This is a genomic window from Streptomyces hirsutus, assembly GCF_001418415.1.
Lineage (GTDB): Bacteria > Actinomycetota > Actinomycetes > Streptomycetales > Streptomycetaceae > Streptomyces > Streptomyces hirsutus.
The window spans coordinates 1-16,367 of record NZ_LIQT01000409.1 but is presented as its reverse complement, the minus strand read 5'-3'; the positions used below and the strand labels follow the sequence as shown (position 1 = coordinate 16,367).

Annotated in this window: 10 protein-coding genes, 1 tRNA gene and 1 pseudogene; 4 read left to right on the top strand and 8 right to left on the bottom strand. The window is 72.6% G+C overall.

Annotated features, from left to right (window positions below; translation table 11 throughout):
* Positions 1 to 436, bottom strand: a pseudogene (locus AOK11_RS28435) (DUF2786 domain-containing protein); the annotation flags it as partial.
* 86 nt (positions 437 to 522) lie between these two features.
* Here AOK11_RS28435 and AOK11_RS28430 point away from each other — a divergent pair.
* Positions 523 to 1,284, top strand: coding sequence for a Clp protease N-terminal domain-containing protein (locus AOK11_RS28430; RefSeq protein WP_055596587.1), 762 nt, complete (start codon positions 523 to 525; stop codon positions 1,282 to 1,284).
* 127 nt (positions 1,285 to 1,411) lie between these two features.
* Positions 1,412 to 3,100, top strand: a complete 1,689-nt coding sequence (locus AOK11_RS28425; protein ID WP_055596586.1) for a bifunctional 3'-5' exonuclease/DNA polymerase — start codon at positions 1,412 to 1,414, stop codon at positions 3,098 to 3,100.
* A 160-nt stretch (positions 3,101 to 3,260) separates the two neighbouring features.
* On the opposite strand, the gene AOK11_RS28420 is transcribed toward AOK11_RS28425, so the two are convergent.
* On the bottom strand, positions 3,261 to 4,184 hold the full coding sequence (locus tag AOK11_RS28420; protein ID WP_055596585.1) for a LysR substrate-binding domain-containing protein: 924 nt from the start codon (positions 4,182 to 4,184) through the stop codon (positions 3,261 to 3,263).
* A gap of 70 nt (positions 4,185 to 4,254) precedes the next feature.
* On the opposite strand from AOK11_RS28420, the gene AOK11_RS28415 reads away from it, so the two are divergent.
* Both AOK11_RS28415 and AOK11_RS46870 read left to right on the top strand, forming a co-directional pair.
* Positions 4,255 to 5,337 carry a YeiH family protein gene (locus AOK11_RS28415; protein WP_055596584.1) on the top strand — a complete coding sequence of 361 codons (1,083 nt, stop codon included), beginning with the start codon at positions 4,255 to 4,257 and terminating at the stop codon, positions 5,335 to 5,337.
* The gene (locus AOK11_RS46870) at positions 5,286 to 5,600 is read left to right on the top strand and encodes an integrase core domain-containing protein (protein WP_055596583.1); all 315 of its coding nucleotides are present in this window, start codon (positions 5,286 to 5,288) and stop codon (positions 5,598 to 5,600) included. The genes AOK11_RS28415 and AOK11_RS46870 overlap by 52 nt, the downstream gene beginning before the upstream one ends.
* 169 nt (positions 5,601 to 5,769) lie before the next feature.
* Here AOK11_RS46870 and AOK11_RS28405 read toward each other — a convergent pair.
* From AOK11_RS28405 to AOK11_RS28380, 6 genes are all read right to left on the bottom strand, one after another.
* Positions 5,770 to 5,843, bottom strand: a tRNA-Thr gene (locus AOK11_RS28405).
* A gap of 118 nt (positions 5,844 to 5,961) precedes the next feature.
* Positions 5,962 to 7,557 carry an alpha/beta hydrolase gene (locus AOK11_RS28400; RefSeq protein ID WP_055596582.1) on the bottom strand — a complete coding sequence of 532 codons (1,596 nt, stop codon included), beginning with the start codon at positions 7,555 to 7,557 and terminating at the stop codon, positions 5,962 to 5,964.
* A gap of 130 nt (positions 7,558 to 7,687) precedes the next feature.
* Positions 7,688 to 8,893 carry a DNA polymerase III subunit delta' gene (locus AOK11_RS28395; protein ID WP_055596581.1) on the bottom strand — a complete coding sequence of 402 codons (1,206 nt, stop codon included), beginning with the start codon at positions 8,891 to 8,893 and terminating at the stop codon, positions 7,688 to 7,690.
* 311 nt (positions 8,894 to 9,204) lie between these two features.
* A complete protein-coding gene (tmk, locus tag AOK11_RS28390) occupies positions 9,205 to 12,489 on the bottom strand; it encodes a dTMP kinase (protein WP_055596580.1) in 3,285 nt (1,094 codons plus the stop codon).
* 237 nt (positions 12,490 to 12,726) lie between these two features.
* Positions 12,727 to 15,693 (bottom strand): type I DNA topoisomerase, encoded by a 2,967-nt coding sequence (topA, locus tag AOK11_RS28385; RefSeq protein ID WP_055596579.1) that lies wholly within the window; start codon positions 15,691 to 15,693, stop codon positions 12,727 to 12,729.
* 257 nt (positions 15,694 to 15,950) lie between these two features.
* A complete protein-coding gene (locus tag AOK11_RS28380; protein WP_055596578.1) occupies positions 15,951 to 16,148 on the bottom strand; it encodes a hypothetical protein in 198 nt (65 codons plus the stop codon).
* Between the last annotated feature and the right edge of the window lie 219 nt (positions 16,149 to 16,367).

The window sequence follows — 16,367 nt, the reverse complement described above, 5'->3', positions numbered from 1 at the left end:
CGGCCTCGGCCGCCGCCCCGTCGAGGGATTCGAGCGTGGGCAGGCGCAGCAGCAGCCGGTACACCTCCAGTACGGCCGTGGCGCGCGAGAAGCGATCGGTGCGGGGTGCGGGCGCGGCGCCGGGGTCGCCGAGGGCGTCGAGCTGGGCGGTCCAGCGGGGCCCCCGGGGCCGGTCGTGCGGCGCCTGCGCGCGGATCAGCCCCGTGACGAGCCGTAGGTGCACGTCGTCCAGTTCGCGCCGGACGATCCGTACGAGGTCGGCGGGCTGCCAGCCGCGCTGCCAGGCTTTCGACACGAACTCCTCGCCTCGCCGGGCGAGTTCGGCGTCCGCCGCCGGGTCGCCGGCGAGCAGGGACGCGCCGGTGTCGAGGGCGTCGTCGGTGGTGGCGTACAGGGCGGCCCGGAAGGCGCGGTCGACGGTGCTGGACGTGCTCACGGGCCGATGGTGCCATGCCGCGGGAGTTCACCCCCAAGTGTCAACTCGCGGTTGACACCCTCACACTGTCAACCTACCGTTGACACATGACGACGAATCCCGGCATCAAGTCATCCGTACGTCTCGACGACCTCATCGCGGCCATCAAGAAGGTCCACGAGGAACCCCTTCAGCAGCTTCAGGACGCGGTGCTCGCGGGTGAGCACCTCGGCGACGTGGCGGATCACCTGATCGGCCACTTCGTGGACCAGGCCCGGCGCTCGGGCGCCTCCTGGACGGACATCGGCAAGAGCATGGGCGTCACCCGGCAGGCGGCCCAGAAGCGTTTCGTGACCAAGGAGTCGGCCGCCCTCGACCCGAACGAGGGCTTCAACCGCTACACGCCCCGCGCCCGCGCCGTGGTGATGGCCGCGCACAACGAGTCCAAGGCCGCGCGCAACGCCGAGGGCCTGCCCGAGCACCTGGTCCTCGGCCTGCTGGCCGAGCCGGGCGGCCTGGCCGCGAAGGCGATCACCGAACAGGGCGTCACCCTGGACGCGGTCCGCGCGGCCGCCGTGGCGACCCTCCCGCCGGCCGTCGAGGACGCCCCCGAGCTGGTGCCGTACGGCCCGGCGGCCAAGAAGGTCCTGGAACTCACCTTCCGCGAGGCCCTCCGCCTCGGCCACAACTACGTCGGCACCGAGCACCTCCTGCTCGCCCTCCTGGAGCACGAGAACGGCAAGGGCGTCCTCAGCGGCCTGGGCGTCGACAAGACGACCACCGAGCGGTACGTCGCCGACCTGCTGGCGCAGGTCGTGGAGACGCGGCAGGAGGAAGACCAGGAGAAGGAAGCCTCGCCGGAGAGCTGATCCGGGCCGTCGCCGGACCCCGCTGCCGGACCCGCTCCCGGACTCGCTCCCGAACCCGGCTGTCGGGCCCGGCAGCCGGGTTCGGCAGCCGGGTTCGGCTGTCAGACCCCCCTGTCACACTCACGTCATGGCCGACCGGTGGGCTCTCTCCTCGGCCGAGGACGGTGGCGTCGACGTCGCCCCCCTCGGCCCGGAAGGGCTGCCCGCCGCTCCGGTGCGGCGGGAGGCGGGTCCCGCCGAGGCCGTGCGGAGCCGTCCCGGTGTCACCCGGTGGGTGTGGCGGTCCACCGCCGAGGTCTATCCGCGCCTGCTCGCCGCGGGGGTGCGAGTGGAGCGGTGCTACGACGTCGAGGCCGCCGAGACTCTCCTGCTCGGCCACGAGGGGCGGTACGGGCAGCCCCGTTCGGCCGCGGCCGCCCTGGCGCGGCTCCGCGGAGACCCCGTACCGCCCGATCCGCCGCAGCGCTCGGCCGAGCCGGGCGCGCAGTCGTCGCTCTTCGAACCCCGGGGCGCCCACGTCCCGCCGGCGGACCTCCTCGCGGTCTACGCCGGACAGCAGCGCCGGATCGAGGCCACCGCGCACCCGGACCGGATGCGGCTGCTGGTGGCCGCCGAGTCGGCGGGGATGCTCGTCGCCGCCGAGATGAACCGTGCGGGGCTGCCCTGGCGCGCGGACGTGCACCGCGCGGTGCTGGACGACCTGCTCGGCGAGCGGTACGCGGGCGGCGGCGAGCCCCGCAGACTCGCCGAGCTCGCCGACGAGGTGTCCGCCGCCTTCGGCCGCCGGGTCCGGCCCGACCTGCCCGCCGACGTCGTCAAGGCGTTCGCGCAGGCCGGGATCAAGGTCTCCTCGACCCGCCGCTGGGAGCTCGAGTCCCTCGACCATCCGGCGGTGAAACCGCTGATCGAGTACAAGAAGCTGTACCGCATCCGGGTCGCCCACGGCTGGTCCTGGCTCCAGGACTGGGTGCGCGACGGCCGCTTCCGGCCCGAGTTCCTGGCGGGCGGGACGGTGACCGGCCGCTGGGTGACCAACGGCGGGGGCGCGCTGCAGATCCCCAAGGTGATCCGCCGCGCGGCCGTCGCCGACCCGGGCTGGCGGCTCGTCGTCGCCGACGCCGACCAGATGGAGCCGCGCGTCCTCGCGGCGATCTCCCGCGACCCCGGGCTGATGGAGGTGGCCGGCCGGGAGACCGACCTCTACCAGTCGGTGTCCGACCGCGCCTTCTCCGGCGACCGCGCGCAGGCGAAGCTCGCCGTCCTCGGCGCGGTCTACGGCCAGACGTCCGGCGACGGCCTGAAGAACCTCGCCGCCCTCAGACGCCGCTTCCCCCGGGCCGTGGCCTACGTCGACGAGGCCGCCCGCGCCGGTGAGGAAGGCCGGCTCGTACGGACCTGGCTCGGCCGCACCTGCCCGCCCGCGACCCGTACGACGGACGACGCGGTGGAGGAGGCGGGCATCCCGCTCACGGAGGAGGAATCCGACGCCGCCCGGCAGTGGGTACCGGGCTACGCCTCGACCGACGCCCGCGCGCGAGGCCGTTTCACCCGCAACTTCGTCGTCCAGGGCAGCGCCGCCGACTGGACCCTGCTGCTGCTCGCCGCGCTACGGCAGGCGGTGCGGGACATGGCGGCCGAGCTGGTCTTCTTCCAGCACGACGAGGTGATCGTGCACTGCCCCGAGGAGGAGGCGGAGACGGTGGTGACGGCGATCCGGGAGGCGGCGGAGCTGGCCGGGCGGCTGACGTTCGGCCCGACCCCGGTGCGGTTCCCGTTCACGACGGCGGTGGTGGAGTGCTACGCGGACGCCAAGTGACCACGGAGGCCGGGCTCCCCGCCCTGCACGAACGGGCTGCGGCGTAGGGCCGACCCAGGACTCCGCCGTGCTGCGCAACCGCGCGATCGGTTCAGACAGAAGAGGACCCCGGGAGCGCAGAGCTGCCCTTGTGCGCCGAGCAGATGCTCGAGGGGCGCTCCTAGACCGACCGTGCCACCCTGAGCAGTCTCAATGCCGCCTCCGGCAGTTCATGGCCTTTGAGCCACACCGCGTGCAGCAGTCTGCGCAGCGGGACCGCCGGGTCGACCTCGACCTCGACCAGGCGGCCGTGGTCCACGTCCTCGTGAACGGCCAGCGCGGAGAGCACTGCGGGGGCCAGGCCCCGGACGACCGCGCTGCGCAGGGGCGCGGTGGAGCCCAGTTCGAGAACCGGCACGGCCACACCGTCGTATGGGCGCAGCGCCTTCTCCAGGGTTTCGCGGCTGCCGGAGCCGGGCTCGCGCAGCAGCAGCGGGGTGTCGGCGAGTTCGCGGCCGCTCAGCGGGCGGCGGCGCCGGGCCCAGGGGTGGCCGGGGGCCACGACCACGGCGAGACGGTCCCGGCCGACCACGGTGCGGTGCAGGTCGTCCGGCACCCAGGGGCCCTCGACAAAGCCCAGGTCGCAGCTCCCGCGGCGCAGCGCCTCGATCACCCCGGAGCTGTTGGTGACGGTGAGCCCGACATGGGCATCGGCCTCCTCCTCGCGCAGCGCGACCAGCCAGCCCGGCATCAGTTCCTCGGCGATGGTCAGGCTCGCGGTCACCAGGAGCCGGTTGTCCTGCCGGGAGCGCAGCGCGGCGGCGCCCTCAACCAGCGCCTCGGCCTGTTCGAGCAAGGAGCGCGCCCAGTCACCGACCACGGCACCGGCCGGGGTGAGCCGGGAGCCCGAGGTGGAGCGGTCGAGCAGCCGCAGGCCCAGGCGCCGCTCCAGCGTGCGCATCCGGGCGCTCGCGGAAGGCTGGCTGATGCGCAGCCGCGCGGCGGCCCGCCCCAGGCTCCCGGTCTCGGCGACGCAGACCAGCAGTTGCAGGGCGTGCAGATCGGGGAGCGGTCGCGGATGCGCGTCGGAGGACTCAAGGGCCATAGGGGAACCCTATGACCTGCCCACAAGATCACGTCTAGTGGGCGCCCCCCACCCGGCGCACGCTGAAAACATGGTTCTCACCGACCCCGAACGCCGCATGTCCGTGCGCCGCACCCCGCCCCCCGCCGCACCCCGCAGAGAAGGCGTCGTGCCGGGCCTCGCGCTCGCCGCCATCGGTGTGGCGGCGGCCTTCGGGGTGCACGCGCTGGTGTCCGCCGTGCCGATGCTCACCGCGGCCGTCGTGCTCGGCGTCGTCGCGGCGCATCTGCCAGGGGTCGCTCCTCTCGTACGCGGTGTCGCCCGGCCCGGCCTGTCCATGGCGGGCAAGCGGCTGATGCGGCTCGGCATCGTGCTGCTCGGCCTGAAACTGAGTCTCGGCGACGTGGCCGGACTCGGCTGGCAGGCCCTGGTCATGGCGGTCGGCGTCGTCCTGGTCACGTTCTTCGGGACGCAGTGGCTGGGCCGCGGAATCGGCCTCTCCAACGACCTGTCGCTGCTCGTCGCCACCGGCTACTCGATCTGCGGCGCATCCGCGATCGGCGCGGTCAGCGGCGTGCTCGGCAAGGACAAGGGCGACGAGCGGCACGAGGCGGAGGTCGCCTCGTCGGTCGCCCTTGTGACGCTCTGCGGCACGCTCGCCATAGCCGTACTGCCGCTGCTCAAGGCCCCGCTCGGACTGGACGCGACGGAGTTCGGGCGCTGGGTCGGCGCCGGCGTGCACGATGTCGGGCAGGTCGTCGCCACCGCCCAGACCGCCGGGCCGCAGGCGCTGACCGAAGGGGTCCTGGTCAAGCTGATCCGGGTCGCGATGCTGGCGCCGCTGGTCGCGGGAGTGACACTGAGCCGCCGCCGCAAGAGCGCCGGGCACCCCGTGGACGGCGACGGCCGCCGGCCTGCCCTGCTGCCCCTGTTCGTCGTGGGATTCCTGGCGATGGTCGTACTGCGCAGCACCGGACTGCTCGGCAGCGGAGTGCTCGACGCCGCGGACACCGTGCAGGAACTACTGCTCGCCGCCGCCTTGCTCGGTCTCGGCAGCACCGTGCACCTGCCGACCCTGGCCCGTTCCGGCGGCCCGCGGATGGCACTGCTCGGCCTGGGTTCGTGGCTGGTCGTCGCGGCCGCAGCGTACGCCGGGGTCGTGCTGACGACCTGAGCCACGCCCGCGAGTGGTTCGACGCGTTCATCACGTACTACAACCACGAGCACCGACACTCGGGCATCGGCTGGCACACACCCGCCTCCGTCCACTTCGGAACCGCCGAGGAGGTCCGCGACCAGCGGGCCGCCACCCTCGCCGAGGCATACGCTCGTCACCCCGAACGCTTCGGCCGCCGCCCCCGACCACCCGAGATGCCGAAGACCGTCTGGCTCAACGACCCGGCCGAGCGCCGCGAACCCGCACCACACATCCCATAGCGTCACGACCGTCTCACCGGACTTGAAATCTTCCGGCCCCGATTCCGGGCCCCGCTGAGACCAGAAGTGAGACCGCCGACACCCGTGCGGCACGCGCCCAGCGCCGCCGTCGCATCCGGTAAAAGCAAAAGCCCCAGGTCACGGCGAGTGAGTCCTGAGGCTTTCACAGAGCCGCCTTCGGGATTCGAACCCGAGACCTACGCATTACGAGTGCGTTGCTCTGGCCATCTGAGCTAAGGCGGCGCGCTGTCGGCACCATGGTGCGGTCAGCGACGTCGGTAAGTCTACACAGTTTCGAATGGTGCTTCGTACCTGTCCCGGAGGCGGGCCGGGGGGCCTGCCTCCGGGGTGGGTGCACCCGCTATGAGCAGCGCTTTCCGTCCGCCGGCGGGGTGCCGTCGACGAGGTAGGCGTTGATCGCGGAGTCGATGCAGTCGCTGCCCCGGCCGTAGGCGGTGTGGCCGTCGCCCTCGTAGGTGAGGAGGCGGGCCGAGGCGAGCTGGTCGGCCAGGGCCTGTGCCCAGCGGTAGGGGGTCGCGGGGTCGCGCGTGGTACCGACGACGACGATCGGCGCCGCGCCCTTCGCCTCGATGCGCTGGGGCTCACCCGTGGCGGCGACCGGCCAGTACGTGCAGTTCAGGGCCGCCCAGGCGAAGCCCTCGCCGAAGACCGGGGAAGCCTTCTCGAAGTCGGGGAGCGCATCCCTCACCTGGTCCGGGGAGCCGAAGGCGGGCGGGAGGTCCAGGCAGTTCACCGCGGCGTTGGCGAACATCAGGTTGGCGTACTTACCGTTGGTGTCGCGTTCGTAGTAGCTGTCGGAGAGGGCGAGGAGTCCGGCGCCGTTGTTCTCCTTCATCGCCGCTGTCAGGGCCTTGCGCAGGAGCGGCCAGGCGCCCTCGTCGTACATCGCGGCGATCACGCCGATGGTGGCCAGCGACTCGGTGAGCTCACGGCCGTCGGCGTCACCGGTGGGGATCGGCTGGGCGTCGGTCTTGGCGAAGAACTCCTTCAGGTTCCTGCCGGCCTCTTCGGAGCTGGTGTTCCGGTCGCCGAGCGGGCAGTCGCTCTGCCGTACGCAGTCCTTCGCGAAGGCCGTGAACGCCGTCTCGAAACCCGCCGTCTGCTCGATGTTGAGCTGCCGCGCGGACAGGGAGGGGTCCAGCGCGCCGTCCAGCACCAGCCGGCCCGTCCGGTCCGGGAACAGGCCCGCGTACGTCGCCCCGAGGAAGGTCCCGTAGGAGGCGCCGACGTAGTTCAGCTTCTCGTCGCCCAGGGCCGCCCGCACGATGTCCATGTCCCGGGCCGCCTCGATGGTGGACACATGGCGCAGCAGCTTCGGCGCGTCCGCCCCGCAGCCCTCGGCGAACTTCCGGTACCCGGCGACCAGCGTGTCCGCCTCCCTCTCGTCGTCCGGCGTGAAGTCCGTCTGCGTGTACGCGTCCATCTCGGGGCCGTCCAGGCATTCGACGGGCTCGCTGCGGGCCACGCCCCGCGGGTCCACGGCCACCATGTCGTAGCGGGCGCGCACCTCCTTGGGGTAGCCGATGCCCGCGTACGCCTGGAGGTAGTCGATCGCCGACGCGCCCGGGCCGCCGGGGTTGACCAGCAGGGAGCCCAGCCGCTCCCCCGGGCCCTCGGCCTTCTTGCGGGACACGGCGAGGCGGATGTCGCCGGCGGCCGGGTCCGCGTAGTCGAGCGGGGCCTTCAGCGTGGCGCACTGGAAGCCGGGCACTCCGCAGTCGCGCCAGGCCGGCTTCTGCTCGTAGTACGGCGTGAGCGCCTTGGGCGTGGAGCGTGGCAGGGGGGCCAGCGCCGCCGCCTCCTCCTTCGCCGCCGAGCTCGCGGAACTCGTGGTGCTCGTCGTGCTTCCGGAGGAGCAGCCGGAGACCAGGAGCGCGGCGGCGGCGAGCAGCGTGGCTCCGGTACGGGTCCTGCGGAGGATGCGCCTTGTGTACATGCTGCGAGCGTAACTCTGCGCGATGGAGTGAGCGCCCTGTGTGGGTTTCACACGTCGTGCGCGTCGCACTTTTCGGGCTATGGGAGCGGTTTTCGGATTCGGGGCCAGGGTCGGGTCGGTTCGGTTCGGGTCAGCCTGCTCTAAGGGCCATCGTCATCGCTTCCACCGCCAGGAGCGGGGTCACGTTGCGGTCGAGGGCGTCGCGGCAGGCGTCGATGGCCTCGATGCGGCGGAGCGTGGATTCGGGGGAGTTGTCCCGGGCCAGGCGCTCCAGGGCGTCCTCCGCGTCCGCGTTGGCGATGGCCACGCGGGAGCCGAGCTGGAGGGCGAGGACGTCGCGGTAGAAGCTGGTGAGGTCGGTCAGGGCCACGTCGAGGCTGTCCCGCTGGGTACGCGTTCTGCGGCGCTTCTGCATGTCCTCCAGTTCCTTGACCACGCCCGCGGTGCCGCGCGGCAGCCGGCCGCCCTGCACCGCGCCGAGAGCCGCCTTCAGCTCGTCGGTCTCCTTGGTGTCCCTCTGCTCGGCCAGCTGTTTGGCGTCCTCGGCGGCGGCGTCGACGAGTTCCTGGGCCGCCTTGAGCGCGCTCCCGATGTCCTCGACGCGCAACGGCAGCTTCAGTACGGCGGCACGGCGCTCGCGGGCGGCCGGGTCGGTGGCCAGCCGGCGGGCCCGGTCGACGTGCCCCTGGGTGGCGCGGGCCGCGGCCGCGGCGACGTCCGGCTCGATGCCCTCACGGCGTACGAGCAGATCGGCCACGGCGTCCACGGAGGGCGTGCTCAGGTTGAGGTGGCGGCAGCGGGAGCGGATCGTCGGCAGGACGTCCTCGACGGAGGGGGCGCAGAGCAGCCAGACCGTGCGGGGCGCGGGCTCCTCGACGGCCTTGAGGACGGCGTTGGCGGAACTCTCGTTCAGCCGCTCGGCGTCCTCGACGAGGATCACCTGCCAGCGGCCGTTCGCCGGTGCGGTGAACGACTTGCGGACGGTGTCGCGCATGTCGCGCACCAGGATCATCGCGCCGACGGCGGCGATCGTGCTCACGTCGGCGTGGGTGCCGATCAGGGCGGTGTGGCAGCCGTCGCAGAATCCGCAGCCCGGTGACCCGCCGAGCGCGCGGTCGGGGCTGACGCACTGCAACGCGGCGGCGAAGGCGCGCGCCGCCTGGTTCCGCCCCGCGCCGGGCGGTCCGGTGAACAGCCACGCGTGCGTCATCCGCGACGCCTCCGGCGGTGGGGCGTCGGCCGCCGCGGCCGTGACGAGGGCATCGGCGTCCCGCGCGGCGGCGGCGAGCTGGTCGCTCACCCGCTGCTGCCCGACGAGGTCGTCCCACACGGTCATGGGTCACGCCGCCCTTCCGTCATGTTCGTCACGCTCGTCACGTTCGCCACTCATTGTCCACTGGCCGATTCCACCGCCGGATCCACGGTCCGGATCCACGGTTTGGATCCACGGTTTGGATCCACGGTTTGGATCCACGGTTTGGATCCACGGTTTGGATCCGGGCAGTGGATCCACTGCCCGGAACCATTGTGGGGGTGACCACCGACAGTCCCGGACCGGTGGCGGGACCGGCCCGGGGAACGGCGCTGGGCGGGGGCCGTCGTTCCGCCCCCGCCCAGCATCGGCACCTCGGTGGGCCGCCGCTCTTGTCAGCGGCGCCGTCCCTTGCCCTTGCCCCGGCCACCCTCGTCGGGTTCACCCGGTTCACCCGGTTCGCCGTCGCGCGGGCCCAGCAGTTCGTCCGCCAGGGTCGGCAGGTCGTCCAGCGGGGTCTCCTCGGCCCAGTCCGAGCGCTGCCTGCGCCGGTCCGGCATGTTCTCGAGGTCGACCCGGGGCAGCTCGCGCGTGCTGGCCACCTCGTTCTCGTCCCGGGTGATCGCGGGGAGCACCGCCGTCTCCTCCGTGGCGCTCGGCGGCGGCACGGCCGGCAGTACCTCGGTCTCGTCGGCCGCCCCCGGCGCGACCGACACCTGCGGCAGCTCGGTCGTCACCTCGGCCTCGGACAGCTGGGAGGACCTGACCCAGCCGGACCGTCCCTCGCTCCCGCCCCGCGCGGAGTCACGCCCGTCCTTGCGGAACCGGCCCGAGGACTCGCCGGAGCCCGGCCCGTCCTCTCCTGCCGCGTCGCCCGTCACCTTGGGCAGCACCGCCGTCTCGTCCGCCGAGGCCGACCCGCTCGACACGTCCGGACCACCGGACGCATCCGTACCGCCGGACGCGCCCGGCCTTCGCGAAGCGTCCGACCCTCGCGACGCGTCCGACCTGCTCGGCGCATCCGCACCACGCGCCGCGTCGGCCCAGTTCACCGGGGAGGGCCCCGCCTCCGCCGCGGCCGCGGCCCGCTCCGCGAGGCGTCGGGCCTCCTCGGCCCGCCGCAGTGCCTCCTCGGCCTTGCGCTGCTTCTCCAGGCGCAGTGCCTCGGCCTCGGCGCGCAGCCGCTCCTCCTCCTCGGCCTGCTTGCGGCGGCGCTCCTGCTCCGCCTTGCGGCGGGCTTCCGCCTCCGCGCGCGCCTTCTCCTCGGCGAGGAGCCGCTGCCGCTCCTCCTCGGCACGGCGGGCGGCCTCCTCGGCGCGCTGCCGGGCCTCCTCCGCCTGCCGTTCGGCCTCGCGCCGCTGCGCCTCTTCCAGCTCGCGCCGCTTGCGCTCCTCCTCCTCGGCACGCAGCCGCGCCAGCTGTTCCTGGCGCTCGCGCTCCAGGCGCTCCTCCTCGGCCTTGCGCGCCGCTTCCTCCTCCGCCTTGCGGCGGGCCTCCTCGATGGCCTTGCGCCGGGCCTCCTCGATGGCCTTGATCTCGGCCTCGGAGAGCGGCAGCACCTGGTCGAGCCGGTGCCGGATGACGGTACCGACCGCGTCCGGCTCCTGACCGGCGTCGACGACCAGGTACCGGCCGGGGTCGGCCGCGGCCAGCGTGAGGAAACCGGCCCGCACGCGTGCGTGGAACTCGGCGGGCTCCGACTCCAGCCGGTCAGGCGCCTCGGTGAACCGCTCGCGCGCGGTCTCCGGCGCCACGTCGAGGAGCACGGTGAGGTGCGGTACGAGGCCGTCGGTGGCCCAGCGGTTGATGCGGGCGATCTCGGTCGGCGACAGGTCGCGGCCGGCCCCCTGGTAGGCCACCGAGGAGTCGATGTACCGGTCGGAGATGACGACCGCGCCGCGCTCCAGGGCGGGCCGTACGACCGTGTCGATGTGCTCGGCGCGGTCCGCCGCGTACAGCAGGGCCTCCGCGCGGTGGGACAGTCCGGCGCTCGAGACGTCCAGCAGGATCGACCGCAGCCGCTTGCCGACCGGTGTCGCCCCCGGCTCACGCGTGAGCACGACCTCGTGGCCCTTGCCCCGGATCCACTCGGCGAGCGCCTCGGCCTGGGTGGACTTCCCGGCCCCGTCGCCGCCTTCCAGGGCGATGAAGAAGCCGTCGCCCGCCACTGCGGGCTCGGGGTCGTCGCCGCCGAGCAGCGCGTCCCGGAGGTCGTGGCGCAGCGGCACCCCGGAACGGTCGTCGACCTTGGCCAGGACGAGCGCGGCCACCGGCAGCAGCAGCGCCCCCACCAGCATCAGCGTGAACGCGGCGCCGTCGTGCGCGAAGACGAACCGGCCGCTCTCCAGCCGGTGCGGTCCGATGCCCGCGGCCACCAGCGGGGCGATCACCGCGCCGAGTGCCACGAAGAGGCGGACGACCGCGTGCAGGTGCTCCGTCGTACGCGCCCGCCGCTGGTCCTCGGTCTCCTGGTCGAGCAGGGTGTGCCCGGTGTTGGCCGCCGTGCCCGCGCCGACACCGGCCAGCACGGCGAGCAGCAGCACGCTGGTGACGTCCGGTACGAGTCCGGCGGCGAGCAGCGCGACGCCGGTGCAGGCGAGCGCCAGCGCGAGCAGTCGGCGCCGCGACAGCGACGGCAGCAGGGCCGGCGCCGTCCGTATGCCGACGACGACACCGCCGGTCAGCGCGGCCACCAGCAGGCCGTACAGCACGGGCCCGCCGCCCAGGTCCGTGGCGTGCAGCACGAACACCGCGACGGCCGCCGACACCGCGGCGGCCACGGACGCGGAGGCGAGCACCAGCAGCGGCACGGCACCGGTGCGGCCCTTGTCGGGGCCGGTGCCGCTCTTCGGGCTGCGCAGCCCCTCCAGCGGCGACCGCGCGCGGGGAGTGCGCGTACCGGGCAGTTCGAGGAACGTCACCATGGACAGCGACGCGGCGAACAGTCCGGCCGCGACGTACGAGGCGAGCGCCGCCTGGTGCTGCTCGAACCAGTCGATGCCCGTGCCCAGCAGGTTGTTGAGGAGTCCCGCGACGACGAGGACGAGGGCCGCGGCCGGTACCGCCACGAAGCCCGTACGCAGCGACAGGCGGCGCAGCGCGTCCATGTGGTCGGGCAGCGGCCGCACCGTAGCGCCCTCCAGGGGCGGGGCGGGCAGCAGCGCGGGCGCCGCGCTCTCGCGGCAGACCGTCCAGAACCGCTCGGCGACCGATGCCACGAAGGCGGTGACGAGGAGCAGGGCGAGCGCGTCGTCGGGCGTCCAGTCGATCCACAGCGGCGCGACGATGAGCAGGACCGCCCGCAGTCCGTCCGCGGCGATCATGGTCCAGCGGCGGTCCAGGGGGCCGCCCGGGGAGGTGAGCGAGGTGAGCGGGCCGAGGAGGACGGCGCCGAACAGCAGCGTCGCGAGGATCCGCACCCCGAAAACGGTCGCCACTGCGAACGCCACGCCCCGGTAGCCGCCGCCGAACGATCCTTCGGCGACCGCCGCCTGGAGAGCGAGGAGCACCAGCACCAGGAGGGCGAGGATGTCGCCGACACCGCCTACGAGCTGCGCGCTCCAGAGGCGTTTCAGCTGCGGGCGACGCAGCAGGGCGCGGACCGCGCGCTCGCGGGAGTCCGCGACCAGGGCGTCGTCGGGGGCCGTTTGAGGGGCCGTTGGCGGCTCGGATCGCGTCATGCGTTCAGCCTATCGGCCCGCACCGATACCTCGGGCTTCTGCCCTGTCATGCGCATGTCGCTACACCGAAGTGTTGCCGGGCCGTTCGCATTCCGAACCCTCGCGAAGATCAGCACCGGAAAACGGGCAGGTCACGAGGGTTCCGCGGGAGCTTCGCCGGAGTCCCCGGGCCCCGGAGTCCCAGGGGACTCCGGGGCCCGGGGAACTCCCGCATCCTCATCAGGCCCTGAAGAATCCTCAGTCCTCGGCGTCGGTACCGTTCGACGCGGCCGTCGCCTTCTTCGCGGCGGCGGACTTCGTCGCGGTGGCCGTGGACGTGGCCGTGGACGCCGTCGTCTTCCGCGCCGCCGTCGTCTTCGCGGCGCTCGTGGTCTTCTTCGCCGCGGTCTTCTTGGCGGCCGCCGTCTTCTTCGCCGGAGCCTTCTTGGCGGCCGTCTTCTTGGCGGCCGCCGACTTGGCCGGGGCCTTCTTGGCCGTCTTCTTGGCGGGTGCCTTGGCGCGCTTCTCGGCGAGCAGCTCGAACCCGCGCTCCTGGGTGATCGTCTCGACGCTGTCGCCGGAGCGCAGGGTCGCGTTGGTCTCGCCGTCGGTGACGTACGGGCCGAAGCGGCCGTCCTTCACCACGACCGGCTTGCCGCTGACCGGGTCCTCGCCCAGCTCCTTCAGCGGCGGCTTGGCCGCAGCCCGGCCCCGCTGCTTGGGCTGGGCGTAGATCGCCAGCGCCTCCTCCAGCGTGATCGTGAAGAGCTGATCCTCGGACTGCAGCGACCGCGAGTCGGTGCCCTTCTTCAGGTACGGCCCGTACCGGCCGTTCTGCGCGGTGATCTCCACGCCCTCGGCGTCGGTGCCGACCACGCGCGGCAGCGACATCAGCTTCAGCGCGTCGCCGAGCGTCACCGTGTCCAGGGACATCGACTTGAAGAGGGAGGCGGTGCGCGGCTTGACCGCGTTCTTGCCGGTCTTCGGGGTGCCCTCGGGGAGGATCTCCGTGACGTACGGGCCGTAGCGGCCGTCCTTGGCGACGATCGAGTGGCCCGTCGCCGGGTCGGTGCCCAGCTCGAAGTCACCGCTCGGCTTGGCGAGCAGCTCCTCGGCGAACTCCACCGTCAGCTCGTCGGGCGCCAGGTCCTCGGGGACGTCGGCGCGCTGGTGGTTCTCGGAGTCCTTCTCGCCTCGCTCGATGTACGGGCCGTAGCGCCCGACCCGCAGCACGATGCCGTCGCCCACCGGGAACGACGACACCTCGCGCGCGTCGATCGCGCCCAGGTCGGTCACCAGCTCCTTGAGGCCGCCGAGGTGGTCCCCGTCGCCGTTGCCCGCCTCGGCCGCGCCGCTACCGCTGCCACCGGCGGGGAACTCGCTGTCGGGGGTGCCCTCGCCGAAGTAGAACCGCTTGAGCCACGGCACGGACCGCGCCTCGCCGCGCGCGATGCGGTCGAGGTCGTCCTCCATGCGGGCGGTGAAGTCGTAGTCGACGAGCCGGCCGAAGTGCTTCTCCAGCAGGTTGACGACGGCGAAGGAGAGGAAGGACGGCACCAGGGCCGTGCCCTTCTTGAACACGTAGCCGCGGTCGAGGATCGTGCCGATGATCGACGCGTACGTCGACGGGCGGCCGATCTCCCGCTCCTCCAGCTCCTTGACCAGCGACGCCTCGGTGTAGCGGGCCGGGGGCTTGGTGGCGTGGCCGTCGGCCGTGATCTCCTCGGCGGTGAGGGCGTCGCCCTCGGCGACCTGCGGCAGCCGGCGCTCGCGGTCGTCGAGTTCGGCGTTCGGGTCGTCCGCACCCTCGACGTAGGCCTTCAGGAAGCCGTGGAAGGTGATGGTCTTGCCGGACGCGGTGAACTCGACGTCCCGGCCGTCGGCCGCCGTGCCACCGATCTTCACGGTGACGGAGTTGCCGGTGGCGTCCTTCATCTGGGAGGCGACGGTCCGCTTCCAGATCAGCTCGTAGAGCCGGAACTGGTCGCCGGTCAGGCCGGTTTCGGCAGGGGTGCGGAAGCGGTCGCCGGAGGGGCGGATCGCCTCGTGCGCCTCCTGCGCGTTCTTCACCTTCCCGGCGTAGGTGCGCGGCTGCGGCGGCAGGTAGTCGGCGCCGTACAACTGCGTGACCTGGGTGCGGGCCGCGGTGATCGCCGTCTCGCTCAGCGTCGTCGAGTCCGTACGCATGTAGGTGATGTAGCCGTTCTCGTACAGCTTCTGCGCGATCTGCATCGTGGCCTTCGCGCCGAAGCCGAGCTTGCGGCTCGACTCCTGCTGCAGCGTCGTCGTACGGAACGGGGCGTACGGCGAGCGGCGGTACGGCTTGGACTCGACGGACCGCACGGAGAACCGGGTGTTCTCCAGGGCGGCGGCCAGGGCGCGGGCGTTCGCCTCGTCGAGCTGGAGGGTGTTCGCGTTCTTCAGCTGTCCCAGGGAGTCGAAGTCGCGACCCTGCGCGACCCGCCTGCCGTCGACGGTCTGCAGGCGGGCGAGCAGCGAGGACGGATCGGAGGCGTCCCCGGCGCGGCCCGATGAGGGTCCCCCCGCCGGAGCGAAGCCGGAGGTGGGGGAGAAGGTGCCGGTCAGGTCCCAGTACTCGGCGGAACGGAACGCGATGCGCTCGCGTTCCCGCTCGACGACGAGCCGGGTGGCGACGGACTGGACACGGCCGGCGGACAGCCGGGGCATGACCTTCTTCCACAGGACCGGCGAGACCTCGTAGCCGTAGAGACGGTCGAGGATGCGGCGGGTCTCCTGGGCGTCGACCAGCTTCTGGTTGAGCTGGCGCGGGTTGGCCACGGCCGCGCGGATCGCGTCCTTGGTGATCTCGTGGAAGACCATCCGCTTGACCGGGATCTTCGGCTTGAGCACTTCCTGCAGGTGCCAGGCGATGGCCTCGCCCTCGCGGTCCTCATCGGTGGCGAGGAAGAGCTCGTCGGATTCCTTCAGCAGGTCCTTGAGCTTCTTGACCTGGGCCCGCTTGTCGGCGTTGACCACATAGATCGGCTGGAAGTCGTGTTCGACGTCCACACCGAGACGGCGGACTTCACCGGTGTACTTCTCGGGCACCTCCGCGGCGCCGTTGGGAAGGTCGCGAATATGCCCGACGCTCGCCTCGACGATGTAGCCAGGGCCGAGATAGCCCTTGATCGTCTTCGCCTTGGCAGGCGACTCGACGATGACGAGTCGGCGGCCGCCCTTCGCGGTCTCGCTGGTCGGGGACAACTTCGCTCTTCTCTCCGGATCGACGCTGGGGCCTCCCCGGGCTGTCGTCCCGGGGTCGGGTCTGCACTCACGGTTCGTGACGCTGCGGAGTGTGACGGTACATCCCGCCCCCGTGTCAAACGGGAAAAGCCCGCAACGGCCACTCGAACGGTAACCCGACTTGCACCGTTCCTGCCGCCCGGACTGTCCAGACCCTGCCCGCCCCTATGCGGAGCGCGACCTCTCGCTCACCGGAATCCCCTGTTCGCCCGTGCTGCTCAGAGCCAGGTGAAACACCACACCCCGGCGACGAAGGAGGCCAGCGAGACGAGGCTCGCGACGGTGACCGAGGCGACCTGACTCACACCGTGGGCCACGGGGCGATGCCGGCGGACACTGGTCGCGATCCAGGCCGACAGCCCACCTCCGAACAGGCAGAACACCATCCCCGCGAAGATCGCCGGTCCGTTCTCCATGGTCTCCCGTGCCCTTCTTCCCGGCCGCTGATGCCGGGCCCGGGGTGAGGCTGGCACGCGCGAGCGGCGGGAAGGCGAACCGGAAGTGAACGCAGGGGCGACGTGGGCGGGAGCGACGGCGGCCGGCCCTCGGCGAGGTGTCCGAAACAACTCGAAAGTTGGCGAACCCACCACCCTCCCGAGCCCCTGCCACGCCTTCACCGGCCTCCGGCCCCACTC

Excerpts from the sequence above, each read along its gene's own strand:
- AOK11_RS28430 (WP_055596587.1), top strand. The coding sequence starts at position 523 with ATGACGACGAATCCCGGCATCAAGTCATCCGTACGTCTCGACGACCTC.
- AOK11_RS28425 (WP_055596586.1), top strand. The coding sequence starts at position 1,412 with ATGGCCGACCGGTGGGCTCTCTCCTCGGCCGAGGACGGTGGCGTCGAC.
- AOK11_RS28420 (WP_055596585.1), bottom strand. The coding sequence starts at position 4,184 with ATGGCCCTTGAGTCCTCCGACGCGCATCCGCGACCGCTCCCCGATCTG.
- AOK11_RS28415 (WP_055596584.1), top strand. The coding sequence starts at position 4,255 with ATGGTTCTCACCGACCCCGAACGCCGCATGTCCGTGCGCCGCACCCCG.
- AOK11_RS28400 (WP_055596582.1), bottom strand. The coding sequence starts at position 7,557 with ATGTACACAAGGCGCATCCTCCGCAGGACCCGTACCGGAGCCACGCTG.
- AOK11_RS28395 (WP_055596581.1), bottom strand. The coding sequence starts at position 8,893 with ATGACCGTGTGGGACGACCTCGTCGGGCAGCAGCGGGTGAGCGACCAG.
- tmk (WP_055596580.1), bottom strand. The coding sequence starts at position 12,489 with ATGACGCGATCCGAGCCGCCAACGGCCCCTCAAACGGCCCCCGACGAC.
- AOK11_RS28380 (WP_055596578.1), bottom strand. The coding sequence starts at position 16,148 with ATGGAGAACGGACCGGCGATCTTCGCGGGGATGGTGTTCTGCCTGTTC.